The sequence below is a fragment of the Paenibacillus sp. 01L418 genome (genome assembly GCF_056400045.1).
The window spans coordinates 1-17808 of sequence record NZ_JBFTSN010000098.1; the positions used below are offsets into that span (position 1 = coordinate 1).

Genomic DNA, 17808 nt, shown 5'->3' on the forward strand with positions numbered 1-17808 from the left:
AAATAAGACAGATCTGGCATGTGACACTGCCAGGCATTCGCAGTACAATTGCGATTCTTCTTATTTTGCAAGTAGGAAAAATGATGGACGTTGGTTTCGAGCAGATATATGCACTGAGGAATCCGGCAGTAACGAGTGTGGCCGAGGTTATCAGCACCTTCGTGTACACAAGGGGGATTGTCAACCTGCAGTATAGTTACACAACTGCATTAGGCTTATTCCAATCACTGATTGCGCTCATTCTTATTGTGTCGGTGAACCGAATCATTAAGGCGCTGGGAGAACGAGGATTGTGGTAAGGGATGAAAGGAGTGATGCAACCTGAAGCTTGGAAAACATAGCGTTTTTTCGGTCATATTTCGCTGGCTTAACTACATCTTGCTGGCGCTGCTTGCTTACATGGCGTTATTTCCGTTTATTAACGTTATTGCTGTATCGTTTAGCAGCAGCAGGGCAATCAATGCCGCGGAAATTTTCATGTGGCCAGTTGATTTCAATATGGAAGCCTATCTAAAGCTGCTGAAAGACGGCCAATTAATCGTAGCGATGAAGAACACCATCATCATTACGGTCATCGGAACAGCGTTGAATATGATTTTTACGATCATTGCTGCCTATCCGCTCTCTAAAGCGAGACTAAAAGGCAGAAATGTCATGCTGATGGCTATTTTATTTACGATGCTGTTCAGCGGTGGATTAATTCCTAATTTTCTGCTTATCAATAGCATTGGACTTACCAATACGTATTGGGCACTTTGGCTGCCAGCACTTATAAGCGCTTACAATATGTTCGTTATGAAATCGTTTCTGGAAGGGCTGCCTGACGAGATGGAAGAATCCGCTGCGATTGACGGTGCCGGTGATTTCACTATTTTATGGCGAATTATATTGCCTCTCTCCAAACCGGTCATCGCTGCATTAACATTGTTTTATGCCGTGGGCTGGTGGAATTCCTATATGAATGTCTTAATCTACATTCGAAGTACGGATAAAGTGTCATTGATGGTGAAGCTGTACCAGATGATCGATTTGGTAAGTCCAGAACTGCTGCGTGGAAGCGGTGAAGGTGTGTCGCAAATCTCGATTACGCCGGAAGGCATTCGGGCTGCAGCAGTCGTGTTTGCTATCGTGCCGATTCTGTGTGTGTACCCATTTTTGCAAAAGCATTTTATTAAAGGCGTGCTGCTTGGTTCAATTAAAGGATAATGTACGGCTTGAGCTGAATATCAAGGGTGCCAAGAATGCACATTTTGATATAAAAAAATTATTTTGTAGGAGGTCAAGTATGAAACAGAAGAGAATACAAAAAGGAAAAATGTTGCTTATGCTGATTATGATTATGGCACTCTTGGCAACGGCATGTTCCAACAGTGGGGAAAACAGCAGTTCTACGAATACAACGAACAAGGCCACTGACAAACCTGCCAACGAGTCCTCTACAGGCGAGAAAGATCCCTATGATGGGATGCCTAAGAAGGTCAGCATTTCCACGTTTGATAGAGGAGCAGTGTCAAGCGATGAGGGTACCTATGAAGAAAATCGCTGGGTAAAATGGATTCGCGAGCAATCGGGTATTGATGTAACGATCGTACCTGTACCGCGCAACCAAGCACAGGATGCGCTAAACGTATTGATTGCATCGAAACAAGCGCCGGACCTGCTGTGGGAATATGACCGGACATATATTGGCAAGCTGGTCACCCAAGGAGTTATTCAACCGATCGGTGATTATATTGAGAAATACAGCACGACCTACAAAAAATATTTGGAAGAAAATCCGGATTTGCTGCCCTATATTACTTTCAATGGAGAAGTTTATGCGGCAGTGACGAAACGTGCGATTACCGGCATTGTAAACCATGGCATGTGGATAAGACAGGATTGGCTCGACGAATTGAAGCTTGAGAGGCCGACGACAGTGGAAGAGCTTGTTGCTGTAGCCAAAGCAATGAAAGAACGCTACCCAGACAGCACGCCAATAGTCGGTCATACGACATTCGATATTTACTCTGCTCTATATGCGGCCATGAACAATCAATGGTATGTGGAAGATGGGAAAATGGTATATGGTGCAACCCTTGACCGTTTTGGTGAAGCGATTGAACTGGAGAAGCAGCTGTATGATTTGGGACTTGTTGATCGTGAATATTTAACGGATAGCAACAATCAGCGTGCAACCCAGTTGTGGACAACAGGTAAAGCTGGAATCTATATGGGGCAATGGGGACTCGGTAATACCGATATTATAACGAAGGATCTACTCATTAATGTGCCGGACGCCAAGCCTGAGCCATTGGAAGCGGTTGCTACTCCGCATGGCAAATATGGTACGTATCAGGAGGCTTCGCCGCTATTTTATGTCACTTTCAATAAGGATATGAAAAATCCGAAGGCCGCTATGGAGTATTTGGATTGGATTTTGGAGAAGGGCTGGTTCACACTCGTGAATGGAGAGGAAGGCGTCCATCATGAAATGGTAGGTGACGTTGCGAAACGTCTTGATCCGGATAAATTTACAAAAGAAGTTATTTATGCAGGAGAATACGCTGTATTGCGTGACGAGAGCGGTTTTAAAGCCGAGAATTTGCTTGTTCAAGCGGCCAGCGATGATTTGTCACAGCGCATTGCTAAGCTTGATATGGAATCGCTCGATATTGCGTTGAAAAATGAGTTCCGCCGCGATATTCCATATCAGCCAAGCTTTGATGAAATTAATGAAATCCGTTCAACACTGGATACCTTCATTAGGGAAACACGTGCTAATGCCGTAACCCAAGGAGACAAATATACAGGTCAATGGGCACTGGATCAGATTCGCAAGGAATGGAAACGCCTTGGTGGTGAAAAAGCAGAAGAGATTGCCCAGAAGTGGTATGAAGACAATAAAGCCAGCTTCTAGATTCTTTTAGATTCGAAGCATTTGCGCGACAAGACAAAAATGAAGGAGGAACAGATATGAAGCTCGTACAAAATCGGCGGCTTGTAAAAGCGGTTGCAGTACTATCGATGCTGCTGTTCTTCCTCGTTTTTTCTTCTGCATTTTTGACGTACTCCGTATTCAACCGACAGCTGGAGCGGCAGTTGACCAGTACGAACATGGAACTGCTAGGACAGCTGGATCAGAAGCTGGAGCTGTCGCTTAAGCATATTGATAAATCGGCAATTCAGCTGCTGAAGACGTCTGAGGTGGGACGGTTCTTCAATGATGAGCTGACCGATTTGGAGAGCAAGAACAATGCTTTCCGCGTATCCACTCTAATTACGAATGCGATTAATAGTATTGATTATCTCTTTTCCATCGATCTTTATTCCTATGGCACGCAGCGGCTCGTTTCAGGAAATGTATTGACTGAACAGGATTATAAGCTGGATTTCTCATGGATTCCAGAATTTCAGCAGTATGATGGATATTTCAATTGGATGTCGACTCGCAAGGTACAGCTTAATCACTCGCAATATCCGGTATACCGCAATGTTGTAACGCTRGTACGCTCTTATCCGCTTATTCATTCGTCAGGTACGCGGGAAGGTGCGATCGCCGTAAATATTAAGGAGGATCTGCTGTACGGCTTGATTCGCAATACGGCTGCGATGGATAAAGGACAGACCTTTATTATGGATAGTGAAGGCGTCGTGGTGCTGCATGCAGACCAGAGCAAGCTGGGCAAGGACATTAGTGAATTTCCGTATATTAACCAGATATTGAATGCCTCGGAAACGAGCGGCCATTTTTCTGAGCAGGTTGAACGGACAGCATCCTCCGTTTTTTATGTGAAGTCAGACTATACGGGATGGAATATTGTTCGGGTAGTGCCGGAAGCGCAGTTTCTAAAGCCGCTTTATGCCATTCGCAATGGCCTGCTTATTCTTGCCATTGTATTGTTTGTGGTGGCAACGGCATCGGCAGCGATGGTAGGCCGCTGGATTTTCAAGCCAGTTAATCGTTTTATTCAGGCGATGACTCGGCATTTGACAATTCATCCGAAGGAAGGAACAACACGGAAATACACGGATGAATTTCAATATTTCGAATCGACGGTACAACATATTTTGCAAGATCGGGAAGAGCTGCATAAGCAGGTAATTGAAAGCAAGCCGCTTATCAAATGGCAGCTGCTCACTGAATTGCTTTCTGAGAAACGCAAAAATATTGCAGTGCTGCAGCCTTATATGGATATGCTTGGCATTAGTTTGTATCTAGAGCATTATGTCGTCATGAGCATTGAATTTGACAACAAGCATGAAATTGCTTCGCCGCGGGATTTGCAGCTTTATGCCTATGCGCTCTGCAATGTAGCAGAGGAGCTGATGAATGCAGAGAGCCGCGGCATTGCAGTGGAAGTGAGCATTGGCAAATGCGCTGTCATTATGAGCTTCGGTGATCAAGATGATCCGCAGCGCCATATGATGCGGGCGGTCGCAGTAGCTGATTTAATGAAGGATTTCGTTCAGGAGTATTTTAACCGCACGATTACGATTGGCATCGGAGATATTGTTGAAACGGTCAACGAAATTCATCGCTCCTATAAGCAATCGCTTGAGGCGCTGAGCTATAAGCTCGTAATGGGGAGCAATTCGATTATTACGAAAGAGGATGTGTTCAGTGAGCAATCCCCGCAATTTTACCGATTATTTGCCATGACAGATGGGATTGTCGCTTCGGTTAAGGTGTCGGATACAGAGAAGATGAAGCTGCAAGTACACAGATGGTTCGAATCGTTCACCGAGCATGTCGTGCCGCCGGAAATGATTATGCAGCTGATTGTACAATGCCTGATGAAGGCCGCGACAGCCACTGTAGAAATTGGCGTTGACCCTGAGGGGATTTTGCCGGAGCAGTACATGGTTGAAATGTTGAACCAGTATGAGCAGCTGCACCATCTTGAGGCCTTTACGATCCAATCACTCTCGAGCTTCATCGAACGAATTAAGGAAAAGCGAAGCAACAGGGAACGAAATGATGTCATTGACAATGTGATGCTCTATATTCAAAAACATTATATGCGCAGCGACCTGTCGCTTAATTTGCTCGCGAGCGAATTTCATTTGAGCGTATCTCATCTCAGCAAGCTGTTTAAAGAACAGCAGGAGTGCAATTTTATCGATTTTTTGATGGAGACGCGCATGAACAAGGCCAAGCAGCTGCTGAAGGATACGGAAGAGAAAATACGCGATATTGCGGAGGGCGTAGGCTATACAAATGTGAATAGCTTTGTGAGATTATTCAAGAAAATAACAGGGCTAACGCCTACGGAATTCAGAGATCGGGCGCGGAGAGAAGAAGATGGAGAGGTTTGAACTATAGAGGAGAGGAAGGGTGCAGCATGATCATTCGCAAGTTGAAGGATCCTTTAACGAATATCGCTATTCAGGCTGTTGGAAACCCTGGTACGGATACCGGCCAAAACTATTTTACAGCTCAAACCTGGATGGCAGACAGCCGCAATATTATGGTCTGTACAGACATAGATGAGAGCTTTAAAGGGCGTTATGTTCTTTTTGATATAGAGACGGGTGCGGTTGAAACACTGATAGAAAACCTCAGCTGGGGATGCGGTGTTGTATCGTCAAATGATTATTTCTATTATTATGTCGGATCTGCGATTTATGAGTTTAATCTGCATACGATGCTGTCTCGCAACGTATGCAGAATGGAGGTTGGGACTGAGGTGTATGGTCCACTCTCCATCACAAATGACGGAAAGAAAATAGGAACTTACTGGAAACGCGGCGAGGAATGGGTAGTCGGGATTGTTGAGGTCCTCACAGGTGAGGTCTCTGTTGTTGCTGCACCGGGGTTTAAAGAGCCCTACCCTATTGCGAATCATTCGATGATTAATCCTCGTTATGATCAGCTTGTTTTTTTTGCCCATGAGGGCAGGACAGACCATATTGCAGATCGTATCTACGTTGCGGATACAACGACGCGTGAGATACGTAATATTTTTCGCCAGCAGCGGCTGGATACAGGTGAGCATGTGGAATATGTGGGGCACGAGATGTGGGCAGCAGATGGGGAGTATCTGTATTTCGTCAAGTATCCGCAAAGCCGGCTAAAACCAACAGGAGTATATCGGGTTGAAAAAACGGGCAAAGATCATGAACTTATCAATGGCGACTACAGGTACTGGCATGTAGCGCCGAGTCCAGATGGGCGTTTTGCCGTTGCGGATACGTTTGAAGAGGGAATGAAGGTAAGCAAAATCGTCCTCATCAATTTGGAGAAGCGAACCTCCAAGCTGCTGTGCGAGCTGCCTCTATGGAGAGATCATCCCGGACATCCCCACCCCATGTTCAGTCCCGATAGTAAAAAGGTGTCGTTTACTTTTGCAGATGAGGAGCAGCACTTATGGATTGGCATCATCGACATTGATCAATTCACTGAGGAGAACTGATATGACAGGGCAGATTGCAGAGGCGATGAGCAAAATCTACAGTTATATGACCGATGATCATCAGGGGAATTGGGGCATGGATATGAATCAGTGGGACTGGGTTCCTGGTGTCGGTATCATCTCAATTTTGGATTATGGTGAGAAGTCAGGGCAAGAAGAAGCGATCCAGTACGTGGAAAAATGGGTAGAGCAGAATAAGCATAAGGCCGATGCTCAGAAAGTAATTAATGCAATGGCGCCTTTTGCCGTATTTCCTTCCTTATATCGCCGCTCCGGAGAGGCTTGGCTGCTCGCCAAGTCACAGGAAATTGCACAGTGGATGCTGAATGAAGCGCCGCGTACACGCGAGCGGGCTTTCGAGCACACCGTTACGGAGGCTGCCGAGTTCCGTGAACAGGTTTGGGCAGATACGGTATTTATGGCTGTCTTATTTCTAGCTAGGCTGGCGAGAACGACGGGTGATAAGCAGTTGGCTACAGAGGCACTAGAGCAGACCATGCTTCATTTGCAGCTGCTGCAGGATTCGAATTCGGGATTGTTATTTCACGGCTGGAACTGTGAGGCAGGCAACCATTTATCAGCGGTTCGTTGGGCTCGCGCCAATGCATGGATCGTTATGAGCATACCCGAGATTGTGAGTGAAATCAGCGGGCTAGCAGCCATACCAACAGAGCTTAACAAACGATATTCCACTCTTGCCGCTGCACTACGCTCTTGCCAGGCTGCAGACGGGCTGTGGCATACGGTGCTGGATCGCACGGATACGTATAAAGAAACCTCGGCAAGTGCTGGAATTGCATGCGGTTTTCTTAGAGGAGTCAACACAGGTATGCTTGACGCCTCATTTCTGGAGCCGGCTGAGCGAACGCTATCTGAAGTGTTGTCGCTAATTAATTCTAATGGTGAAGTTGCAGGTGTCTCGGGCGGAACACCTATTATGCCATCCGATGACGCTTATAATCAGATTCCGATCTATCCGACACTTTATGGGCAAGGCTTAACTTTACAGCTGTTGACAGAATTTATGCTCTTGCTGACTTCTGAGCAAGCAAACGAAGATAACTTGATTACAGGTGAGGGATGAAATGAACATAGTGGACAATTCCAATAATTCATTCGATAACAGAAACAAGTTGATTGAGCTGATTGATTCCCTAGACTCCCAGTACAATTCAGAAAACCGTTTACTTAGGTCACCCTTCAGTAGTCCCGGCTATCATACGACCATTAAACAGGCTGATTTTATCCATTCAACACGGAGCTCGCTCAGCTATGCGCTGGGTCTGCTGGATACAGGGAAAGAACATTATGAGCAGCGTGCTTTCGATATTATTGAGCAAATCGTTTCCTTGCAGGATACAGATCGGAGCCGCAATACATTCGGTATCTGGTCTTGGTTTTATGAGGAGCCGCTTGATCAAATGTCCCCTCCTGATTGGAACTGGGCTGACTTTTGCGGCAAGCTGCTTGTGCTGATCATTTCAAGGCACGATGCAAGGCTGCCAGAGACGCTGCGGCAGTCGGTGAAACAAGCTATTTGTAATGCCTGTGACGCGATTATCATTCGGAATGTTGGACCGCATTACACTAACATTGCAATTATGGGCGCATTCGTTACGCTCATCGCTGGTGAATGGTTCGAGCGGCAGGATTATGCAAAATACGGTTTGGAACGACTGGAAAAGCTGCATAGCTATACAATGCCTCGGCAGGCGTTCCAAGAATATAATAGTCCGACGTACACTTATGTTGCTATTTTGGAGCTGTCTGCTATTGTAACGGAAACGAGCAATGATTATGCAAAGCAGCTTGGAAACGACTTGCTGAACATCGCATGGAAAAGTGTAGCGGATCATTTTCATGCCGGTACAAGGCAGTGGTCCGGTCCGCACAGCCGTTGTTACAAAACGCTGCTTACACCTCAAAGCAAAGCTTTTCTACAATTAGCAACCAAAGGAAAGCTGGCTTTTTATATGGAGGATGAACTTCCTTATTATGAAGATTGGTATAAATGCGGCGCTGTATGTCCAGAGCAATATGTAGAAGGTTTCCTTGCGCTCGGTCAGCGGACGATAAGGGAATGCTTCGGGATCAATGGAAACGGTAAAGAGAAGTGGGCAACTACTTATATGACGCCGACCTATACACTTGGCAGCTTCAACAAAGAGATTATGTGGAACCAGACAAGGACTTTGCTCGCCTATGTTGATAATGGTGGCGAGGCGACTTACTTGCATCTGCGTGCGCTGCACGATGGTTATGATTATTGTTCTGCTATTTTTCATGGGGAGCAGCGGGAGAACCATCTGTTGTTTGGAGTGAATTTTGTCGTCAATGGCGGTGATACCCACCCGAATTTGGATATGATTCATGGCTCAATCGAAGCGTCAGATTTGCGATTCCGTCTGGAAATTGGCGGCGCTTTGGATCAGGTCAGCACCGTAGTGGAGAAAGGCAGTGTTAGCCTTCGAATAGGGGAGACGCTGGTATCGCTGCGCAGCTGGTTTGCAGCCTTTGATGATCAGAGTGCAGGTGAGGCAGCCAGAGACTGGAGCTGGGAAGTAACTAGGAAGGGTGACTTGCTGGGCATCGACCTTGTACTTCATACCGGTGAAAAGAAGGTTATTGATTTTCAAAAAATGAACGAGGCTGCATTTCTTTTCTCTCTTTGCATAGGACAAGGAGTTGATAGCTTCAAGCCGCAAATCGAACGTACAAAAGAGCTTGCAACTATTAGTGCAAGCTGGAATAATGAGGATATAGCGCTTACTTTGCAGTTGAAGCCTAGTATGCTGTAATTATCCACAAAGCTTGACCCATCGAACTGATGGGTTTTTCTTTTAGCAGTGTGTATAGTCCAGCTGAGCAAAAAGAATAAGAGAGGACGAAATGTGATGAAAGTTCAGTACACGTTATTTCCAGAAGGACGAACGAAGGCTATGACCTTCAGCTATGATGATGGGCGCACTCAAGACCGGCAGCTCGTATCGAAATTAAATCAGTATGGCTTCAAAGGTACCTTTCATCTTAACTCTGGTTTTCTTGGGCGCGAGGGATATATTACAGCGGAAGAGGTTAGAACGCTCTTTCAAGGCCATGAAGTATCTGCGCACACGGTTAGTCACCCTTTTCTAGAAATCTCTCCACCAGATCAAGTAGCACATGAAATTTTGGAAGATCGGCGGACGCTGGAGAGTCTTGTACAATATCCGGTACGTGGAATGAGTTATCCTTTTGGAACTTATAATGACAAAGTCGTTGCGATGCTTCCAGCGCTTGGAATTGAATATGCTAGAACGGTGAACAGCCATGGCAGATTCGATATGCCAGCTGATCCGCTTCGTTGGCATCCAACATGTCATCATAAACAATTGCTAGAACAAGTTGAAATTTTCAAAGACTTTAAGGAATGGTTTAGTAGAATGTCTTTGCTTTATGTTTGGGGCCATAGCTATGAGTTTGACAATGACGATAACTGGGAGATTATTGATCAAGCGGGGGAGCTGCTAAAGGATAACGATACCATCTGGCATGCTACGAATGCAGAGATTATAGCCTATATGCAGGCGCTCGAGAGACTTAGATTCTCAGTAGACAGAAGCATTGTTCATAACCCTTCTGCGCTCGACGTCTGGATAAGCGTGGACGATAAGCCTATTAAAATTAGTGCAGGTCAAGTTACTCAGTTTTAAAATAAGGCTAAGCTTTCGCCATTCCTGAAGTTCGGCAGCTTCTAGAATAAACAGCCAGAAGAGCATATCTCGCTCTTCTGGCTGAACAAATGCTAAGTTCCCATATATTTTATGTGTTGTGTTCGGGCTTTTCTGCAAGCCAATCTTCCAGAGTGGCTACTCTTTCAGGGTGAAGATAGCTTCTTGCTAGAAAACCTGCGCCATGGGATGGCATGGGATCTTGATCCGTTGGTTGATATCGCAAATCTACGCTCCAGCGCACCTCGTCTGATTCATTGGGGGTGGACATATGCAGACAACGGTCATTAAAAAGAATCGCGCTTCCAGCTGGAACGGGCAAGACGACAGTTTTTGTTTTTCCCAGCTGGCTTTCATGCAACGCCGTGTAGCCTGTACCTGTATGGCTTTCGCTATGCCATTCCAATAGCTTCGTGCGATGAGTCTTAGGCTTGATATGCAAGCAGCCATTAACTTCGTTCGCATCGACGAGAGGAATCCAAACGGTTATGACAGGATTAGAATTGGCATCGGGCCAATATGATTTATCTTGATGCCAAGGCACTGCTCCAGCAGCAACTTTCGGAATTTTGGGTCTTGTGTTGTAGACCGGATTGGAAAAAAGCTCTCCCCCGATTAAGGATTCCACAGCGTCCAAAATTTTTGGATTGCTCATTAAATCGAAGTAGCCAGGCAGTCTATCACGCCAGCTTCTACCGTAGTTCAGAAATTCCTCTGAGGTTAAATCCGCAAACAACTCCGCGAGCCTATATTTGAAGGGCCGATGCTCCAGTTTATCGCTAATAAGTCCTGCATGCATTAACTCATCTGCAATCATGGATACTTTCTTATTCATCGCTTCTTTGGCGGGCGCTAAATCCTGTTCCGACAGCAGATTTGGAAGCACAAGATAGCCCTGCTCATTATAAAAATCAATTTGTTCTTTCGTTAAACTACCGAAATTAGATGGACTTGTCATGTTTTATTTCCTCCTATTCGTTATCAACAATTGAACCCATCGTACCAAATAGGAGCTGAAGCTGTATTTAGATAACAGTACGATGATTTATCAATACATCCGCTAACCTGCTTAACATGAAGTCCCTGCTGCGCCTATTTAAAGTCTGACGATAGGCTGCTGCGTTTGTAGCCGGCTGGCGTCGTTCCAGTTAGTTTTTTGAATGTGCGATGGAAATGTGGCAGGCTCTCAAACCCGCATTCGCTCGCTATCGCATGGATTGGCGCATCCGAGGATAGAAGGAGCTCCTTGGCGTGACTGATCCGTTTTGCCGTGACATATTCAGTTAGCGTCATACCAGTAAGAAGCTTAAAGACACGCGTGAAATGTGATGGATTCACTGCCGCTTTGGCGGTTAGCGTGGATAAGCTGACGTCACCAAAAGGATGTTCGTCTATTGTACGAAGCGTTAGCCTCATCCACTCCGGCGCACCCGTATGTTTCCGTTCGGCTGTTGGAGCGGGTATTTGGCGATTCAGCAGAAGCAGCAGCTGGAGCAGATGAAGGACGGCAGCATGGCGGCGCCCTGGTTTATCCATCGTCAACTCATCGTTAATATGAACCAGCATCGTTTCTATTAAGTGCTGGTCGGATGTATCCAGACTGAGCTTCTGGCTTTTCCGCTTGTTAGCCTCCTCAAAGCATTGAACAAAAGAAAAGGTATCGCCTAAGGAGTCCCATTGAACGATACGTCCGTGAAAATAAATGGCGCTCACCGTCAACGGAGCTTCTTCATCCGGCAATGCACGATGGACGGTGTTGCCAGGGAGCAGAAATAAATCACCGGGTTCTATGGCATAGAAGGAGCCATCAATAAAAAACACGCCTTTTCCCGAATGGACATAGACGATTTCATGCCAATCATGCAGGTGGTTGGGCAGCTCATTATGCGAATCCTTTACCGCACGATAGCTGAATTCGAATGGAAAAGAAGCAGCAGCATCAAATTGCTTGCGAATCGGCTTCATTTTGGCGGTACCTCCTTGATGAGGAAGATATAAAAATATGCTGTTCGGTACTAGTGTAATGGCTATCCGAATAATAGTCAAAATAGGGTATGTTTAAGCGTTTTCTCGCAATTTTCATATCTTAAATGCTCGATTATTATGGAGGATAACGATTAAAAATTGGATAGTAAACCGATTAGTCATAAACGAACAAAAGATGGAGGAGTGGCTGAATGAAACAACAAATGACAGATGGCGTCGATGCTTTAATTATGGATGACCGAGATCATGTTGTGATGGCGCTGCGTGATGTTGAAGCTGAAGAAACCATTCGCTACAGAGATGGTGAGGAAATTCATGAAATTAAAGCACTTGATGTTATCCCATTCGGACATAAGCTGGCGATTAAGGCGCTTAGTGAAGGACAGGAAGTGCGGAAATACGGCGAAACCATCGGGCGAGCGAGCATGGCCATTTTGGTGGGGCAGCATGTTCATGTCCACAATATTGAAGGAATACGCGGCAGAGGCGATATAGCCGGGAAGGTGGAAGCATGAGCACATTTATGGGGTACGAAAGAGCGAACGGAGATATTGGCATCCGCAATCATCTGCTCATCATTCCAACGGTCATCTGTTCCAATCAGGTTTGCAACCGAATCATGCAGCTAGTACCGGGTACTGTGGCCATTCCTCATCAGCATGGATGCAGCCAGATCGGAGCGGACAAGGAACGTACTTTCGAGGTGCTGTCGGGAACTGGGAAAAATCCAAATGTAGGCGGAGTGATCATCATCAGTCTAGGGTGTGAGGTAGTGGATCCCTACGCGCTTGCAGAGGATATTCGTAAAACCGGCAAACTTGTGGAAGTATTTGATATCCAGTCGGTTGGCGGCTCAGTGAAAGCGATCCAGCATGGAACGGAACTAGCCAAACAAATGATGGTGGAGCTTGAGCGTCAGCCGAAAGTGCCTGTTCCGCTGTCAAAGCTCAAGGTAGCCGTGAAATGCGGCGGCTCCGATGCCACTTCCGGCTTGTCGTCGAATCCGGCACTTGGTGAAGCCGCGGACTCTTTAATCGCAGCAGGCGGAACAATCGTTATCGGCGAGACGACCGAAATTATCGGCGCCGAGCATGTGCTGGCACAGCGCTGTGCCACGCCAGAAACGGCGGATATGCTGTATCATATTGTCGGCCGTTTCGAGAAAGAGGTAGAGCGGATGGGCGCTGACATGCGGGGCGGCAATCCGAGTCCTGGCAATATTGAAGGCGGTCTTTCTACGATTGAAGAGAAATCACTAGGCTGCATTAGCAAATGCGGGAAAGCACCCATTAAAGGAGTTATCGAATACGCAGAACAAATACCGGAGGGCGGACTCTACTTCATGGACTCGCCGGGCAATGATATCGAATGTGTATCGGGCATGGCAGCGGGGGGCGTTCATATCGTTTGTTTTACGACGGGCAGAGGAACGCCAACGGGGGCAGCAGTCGTGCCAGTTATCAAAATTACAGGGAATAAACGGATGTTTGAGCGGATGGAAGATAATATGGACGTCGACGTCAGCGATATGCTGGGCGGCATGCTGAGTTTGGAGTCGGCAGGAGAGAAAATATGGCAAGAAATCATAGATGTAGCGGATGGAAAATGGACGAAGGCAGAAACGCTGGGTCATCAAGAATTCAGCATTAACCGTATCGGACCTAGCTTATAGGAACATTTTGTGAGTCACGTGGTTAGTTTTGGGGCATGAATTCGAATATAGAAGGGAGCTTAGTATATGAGATTAGCGGATAAGATTGTCCTCATTACCGGTTCAGGTTCAGGCATTGGCAGAAGCTCGGCGCTGCTATTCGCCAAGGAAGGCGCGTTTGTTGTGGTTAACGATCTGAACGCAGATAAAGGAAATGAAACGGTAGAAGAGATCAACTCCCTAGGGGGGCGGGCTTCGTTTGTTTATGCGGATGTTACTGATCCAGATTCCGTTCAATCCATGGTAAGCGAAACGCTTGCCGCGCACGGCCGAATTGACGTCCTGTTTAATAATGCCGGCATTAGCGGTGTAGGGGCGCTTCATGAGGTGGAGCCGGATGACTGGGATCGCGTGATCCGGGTCAATATTCGCGGGGTTTACTTGCCTTCCAAGTATGTCTTGCCTCATATGATGGAACGAGCGAGCGGCACGATTATTAACATGTCTTCCTGTATTGCAGAGATGGGTCTTGCAAACCGCGCGTCTTATGCAGCAACCAAAGGAGCGGTACTGGCACTTACCAAATCGATGCAGGTCGATTATGCTAAGTACAATATTCGTGTGAATGCACTTTTGCCGGGTACGATTATGACGCCGTTTGTTGAAAACTATTTACGCACCTCTTACGAGGACCCAGAGGCTGCCATCGCATCGCTAAAATCACGGCAGCTCAGCAATGAATTAGGCCGTCCGGAAGATGTAGCGAAGGCGGCACTGTTTCTTGCATCCGATGAGTCGAGCTTTATGATGGGCTCACCGCTTTATATTGATGGAGGCGTCGTGTTCGGCAAAAATGCCTGACGCGGCAGTATGAATCATCCACAAAAGAGAGGAAGATAACTATGAAATTGCTTGTCATTCAAAAAGAAAATGGCTCTCATTTAGGAGTTAAATTAGCGAGTGGCGTCTTGGATATCGTTGAGGCACTCAAAATCAACAATAAGCCGAATGTACCGACAGCAGTTATGGAAGTGATCGAAGGTGGCTCGGATGCACTTGGTTCGTTAAGCCAGTTTGTGGAGGAAGTCTCCGCAGCTTCAGAACAATATTCTGCTGCCCTATTTCGCGAAGAGGATATTACATTCGGCCCATGTGTAACCGAGCCGGGCAAAATTATTTGCATCGGACTGAACTACCGCAAACACGCGCATGAGACCAACGCTCCAATTCCTGCGTATCCGATTTTGTTCAACAAATTCGATAACACCGTAGCTGCTCATGGAGAAGATATTCCGCTTCCAACAAAGGTGACAAGTCAGGTTGATTACGAAGCTGAACTAGTTATCGTCATCGGCAAGAAAACAAAGTATGTCGAGAAGGAGCAGGCGCTGGAGCATGTTTTCGGTTATTGCTGCGTCAACGACTTGTCCGCAAGGGATCTGCAAATGCGCACGCAGCAGTGGCTGCTTGGCAAATCACTGGACAAGTTCAGCCCGCTCGGTCCTTATTTGGTCACTGCAGATGAAATTGCAGACCCTAACAATCTGTCCATTGGCTGCACGGTTAACGGTGAAGTACGTCAGCAGTCCAATACTTCGGATATGGTTTTTAGCTGTGATGAAATCGTAAGCTATGTCTCACAGCATATGACATTGTCGCCAGGCGATATTATTCTTACTGGAACGCCTGAGGGTGTTGTACTCGGCTACCCGGAAGAGAAGCGGGTATGGCTGAAGGCTGGCGATACGGTTACGATCGAAATCGAGAAGCTGGGTTCGCTGACGAACCGGTTTGTAGAGGAAGTTCAGTAAACAGCATATATCAGTGAGTGGAGAAAGCCTGTTTCATTGAGGCTTTCTTTTTTTTATTATTAAAGAATGACATGCGGTTGGCTATAAACGGGCTCATCCAGCGGATAACATCTCAAGATTATTTCACTAACGAACTGTATTATGCTTATTACGCAGAAAACGTCCTTTCTTTAATTTTAACGAACCTTATTAACGTTATAGCATGCTTTATAAGTGGTTATGAGCAACTTTTCTCGAAATAACGATTCTAGAGTTCGTTACAATTATAAGCCACGATGAATGTTCTAAATAAGGGCTATTAGGTTCGCTAGCTATAAGTAGGATGAGGGAAGGACATCGTTTTGCCTAAGCTCTATCAAAAAAAACAGGGTCTGTTTTAAGTGGAGGTAATTCTACTTTTGAGACAGTCCCTTTTTTTTATCCAAAAAGTTGGCGGCAAATCTTTCATTCCGACAGCCACAGTGCGGAAATTCAATAATAGAATGACGGATACGTGAAAGAAAGAAAGTCTCCGGTATTCTATCATAATAAATAAGAACACAATCAACCAATCGAGATGGGGGTATTTCGCCGAATGACTATTGAAGCAGGCATTAATATTTTTTCCGTATACAGGGAGCTTGGTGAGGATTACTTTGGAACGCTGGAGAAGGTTGCTGCTGCAGGGTATGTAAATATTGAGCTTATCGGATTCAATATGAAGTCCTTTACACGATATATCGATGAAATTCCTATGGAAGCGGTTCGAGATAAGTTTCGTGAGCTTGGTCTAAATGCAGTAGCGGTTCATGAAGGCACGATGCCAGGGCAAGAATTGATTTCGCATGACTGGGATTCGCTTATGAAGTATTACGCGGGTATCGGTTGCCAACGAATCGTGCTCCCATCCGTGTGGATCAAAGATCGTGAGGATACGCTGAAAGCGGCGGAGCAAATGAACAGTGTCGGCAAAAAAATGAAGGATGGCGGGTTCCAGTTCTATCTGCATAATCACGCGCATGAGTTTAAAGCGGTCGGTGATCAAACGCTGTTCGACTTGATTTTGGAAAATACAGATCCATCCTATGTGAAATTTGAAATCGATATGGCATGGGTCGTACGTGCAGGCATAGATCCGATTCATGTGTTAGAGAAGCTTGGCGATCGTTGTGATATTGTCCACCAGAAGGATATAAGCAATAATCTATCCGGCCAGCTCAATATTATGGAAGCTATGCAGCAAGGCAGCGAAGAGGGGCTTGAACCATTTCAAATCTATCAGAAGCATATTGGCCCTGGGGACTTCGTTGACCTTGGCACAGGCAGGTTTGATTTTGCAGCTGTGTACGAGCAAATCCGCGCAATGGGGCATGTCCGTTATGCGCTTGTGGAGAACGAGGGCGAGTCGGAAGACAAGTTTGGCAGCATTCGCAAGGATCTAACCGTGCTTCAACAATATGTATAGCCCATAAGGAGGAGAATGTTCAATGAACAAAGGAAAACTTAAAATCGGTATCATCGGCTGCGGCGGTATCGCAAACCAGAAGCATATGCCATCGTTAGCCAAGCTTTCACATATGGGTGAAATGGTTGCCTTCTGTGATGTTATTGAAGAGAAAGCGCAAAAGGCAGCTCAGGATTTTGGAAGCGAGGGCGCTAAAGTTTATGTCGATTACAAAAAGCTGCTCGAAGACGAATCAATTGATGTTGTTCATGTATTAACACCGAACCTGCAGCATTCTTATATAACAGTTGATGCACTAGAAGCGGGCAAACATGTCATGTGTGAGAAGCCAATGGCGATCAACTCAATTGAAGCCAAAAAAATGGTAGATGCGGCTAAGCGGACAGGCAAGAAACTGACGATTGGCTATCAGAATAGATTTAGAAATGACTCTCAAATTTTGCATAAGGCATGCCGCGAAGGTGATTTAGGAGACATTTATATGACTAAAGCTCATGCCGTGCGCAGACGCGGAGTGCCGACATGGGGTGTCTTTTTGGATAAAGAGCAGCAGGGCGGCGGACCGTTAATCGATTTAGGCACGCATGCGCTGGACTTGGCATTATGGTTCATGGATAACTATAAGCCGAAGTCGGTGAGTGGTTCTGTCTATCATAAAATGGCGGATAAGTTCGAAGGCAATATGATGGGGGCATGGGACCCGGAAAGATATGATGTAGAAGACTCGGCTTTTGGATTTATTAAAATGGAAAACGGCGCTACGATTTTCTTGGAGGCGTCATGGATATTAAATACAACCGATGCTAAAGAG

Annotated in this window: 15 protein-coding genes and 1 pseudogene; 14 read left to right on the top strand and 2 right to left on the bottom strand. The window is 46.0% G+C overall.

All coding sequences use genetic code 11. The features are described from left to right. The 8 genes and pseudogenes from AC1DSE_RS14370 to AC1DSE_RS14405 form a co-directional block, all read left to right on the top strand. Positions 1–299, top strand: a pseudogene (locus AC1DSE_RS14370) (sugar ABC transporter permease); the annotation flags it as partial. A gap of 100 nt (positions 300–399) precedes the next feature. Continuing rightward, positions 400–1206, top strand: a complete 807-nt coding sequence (locus tag AC1DSE_RS14375) for a carbohydrate ABC transporter permease (RefSeq protein ID WP_441884978.1) — start codon at positions 400–402, stop codon at positions 1204–1206. A 79-nt stretch (positions 1207–1285) separates the two neighbouring features. Next, the gene (locus AC1DSE_RS14380) at positions 1286–2899 is read left to right on the top strand and encodes an extracellular solute-binding protein (protein WP_477510865.1); all 1614 of its coding nucleotides are present in this window, start codon (positions 1286–1288) and stop codon (positions 2897–2899) included. 56 nt (positions 2900–2955) lie between these two features. Continuing rightward, a complete protein-coding gene (locus tag AC1DSE_RS14385; RefSeq protein WP_441884974.1) occupies positions 2956–5298 on the top strand; it encodes a helix-turn-helix domain-containing protein in 2343 nt (780 codons plus the stop codon). 26 nt (positions 5299–5324) lie between these two features. After that, the gene (locus tag AC1DSE_RS14390) at positions 5325–6395 is read left to right on the top strand and encodes a TolB family protein (RefSeq protein WP_477510864.1); all 1071 of its coding nucleotides are present in this window, start codon (positions 5325–5327) and stop codon (positions 6393–6395) included. Position 6396: 1 nt separating this feature from the next. Next, the gene (locus AC1DSE_RS14395) at positions 6397–7479 is read left to right on the top strand and encodes a glycoside hydrolase family 88/105 protein (protein ID WP_441884970.1); all 1083 of its coding nucleotides are present in this window, start codon (positions 6397–6399) and stop codon (positions 7477–7479) included. Position 7480: 1 nt separating this feature from the next. Further along, positions 7481–9193, top strand: a complete 1713-nt coding sequence (locus tag AC1DSE_RS14400; RefSeq protein ID WP_441884968.1) for a hypothetical protein — start codon at positions 7481–7483, stop codon at positions 9191–9193. Positions 9194–9289: 96 nt separating this feature from the next. After that, a complete protein-coding gene (locus AC1DSE_RS14405; protein WP_441884994.1) occupies positions 9290–10087 on the top strand; it encodes a polysaccharide deacetylase family protein in 798 nt (265 codons plus the stop codon). Positions 10088–10196: 109 nt separating this feature from the next. Here AC1DSE_RS14405 and AC1DSE_RS14410 read toward each other — a convergent pair whose 3' ends face one another. Together AC1DSE_RS14410 and AC1DSE_RS14415 are read right to left on the bottom strand one after the other, a co-directional pair. Continuing rightward, positions 10197–11063 carry a phytanoyl-CoA dioxygenase family protein gene (locus AC1DSE_RS14410; RefSeq protein ID WP_477510863.1) on the bottom strand — a complete coding sequence of 289 codons (867 nt, stop codon included), beginning with the start codon at positions 11061–11063 and terminating at the stop codon, positions 10197–10199. Between the two features lie 134 nt (positions 11064–11197). Further along, positions 11198–12070 carry an AraC family transcriptional regulator gene (locus tag AC1DSE_RS14415; protein WP_477510862.1) on the bottom strand — a complete coding sequence of 291 codons (873 nt, stop codon included), beginning with the start codon at positions 12068–12070 and terminating at the stop codon, positions 11198–11200. A 212-nt stretch (positions 12071–12282) separates the two neighbouring features. On the opposite strand from AC1DSE_RS14415, the gene AC1DSE_RS14420 reads away from it, so the two are divergent. The 6 genes from AC1DSE_RS14420 to AC1DSE_RS14445 form a co-directional block, all read left to right on the top strand. Then, the gene (locus tag AC1DSE_RS14420; protein WP_441884963.1) at positions 12283–12606 is read left to right on the top strand and encodes a UxaA family hydrolase; all 324 of its coding nucleotides are present in this window, start codon (positions 12283–12285) and stop codon (positions 12604–12606) included. Then, entirely contained in the window at positions 12603–13763 is a 1161-nt protein-coding gene (locus AC1DSE_RS14425) for a UxaA family hydrolase (protein ID WP_441884961.1), read from the top strand. The genes AC1DSE_RS14420 and AC1DSE_RS14425 overlap by 4 nt, the downstream gene beginning before the upstream one ends. Positions 13764–13829: 66 nt before the next feature. After that, complete coding sequence (locus AC1DSE_RS14430; RefSeq protein ID WP_339204810.1) at positions 13830–14603, top strand: SDR family NAD(P)-dependent oxidoreductase; 774 nt, start codon at positions 13830–13832, stop codon at positions 14601–14603. A 41-nt stretch (positions 14604–14644) separates the two neighbouring features. After that, the gene (locus AC1DSE_RS14435) at positions 14645–15553 is read left to right on the top strand and encodes a fumarylacetoacetate hydrolase family protein (RefSeq protein WP_441884957.1); all 909 of its coding nucleotides are present in this window, start codon (positions 14645–14647) and stop codon (positions 15551–15553) included. Positions 15554–16127: 574 nt separating this feature from the next. Continuing rightward, on the top strand, positions 16128–16997 hold the full coding sequence (locus AC1DSE_RS14440; protein WP_441961060.1) for a sugar phosphate isomerase/epimerase family protein: 870 nt from the start codon (positions 16128–16130) through the stop codon (positions 16995–16997). Between the two features lie 22 nt (positions 16998–17019). Next, the coding region (locus tag AC1DSE_RS14445; protein WP_477527814.1) for a Gfo/Idh/MocA family protein at positions 17020–17808 on the top strand (789 nt) is incomplete at its 3' end.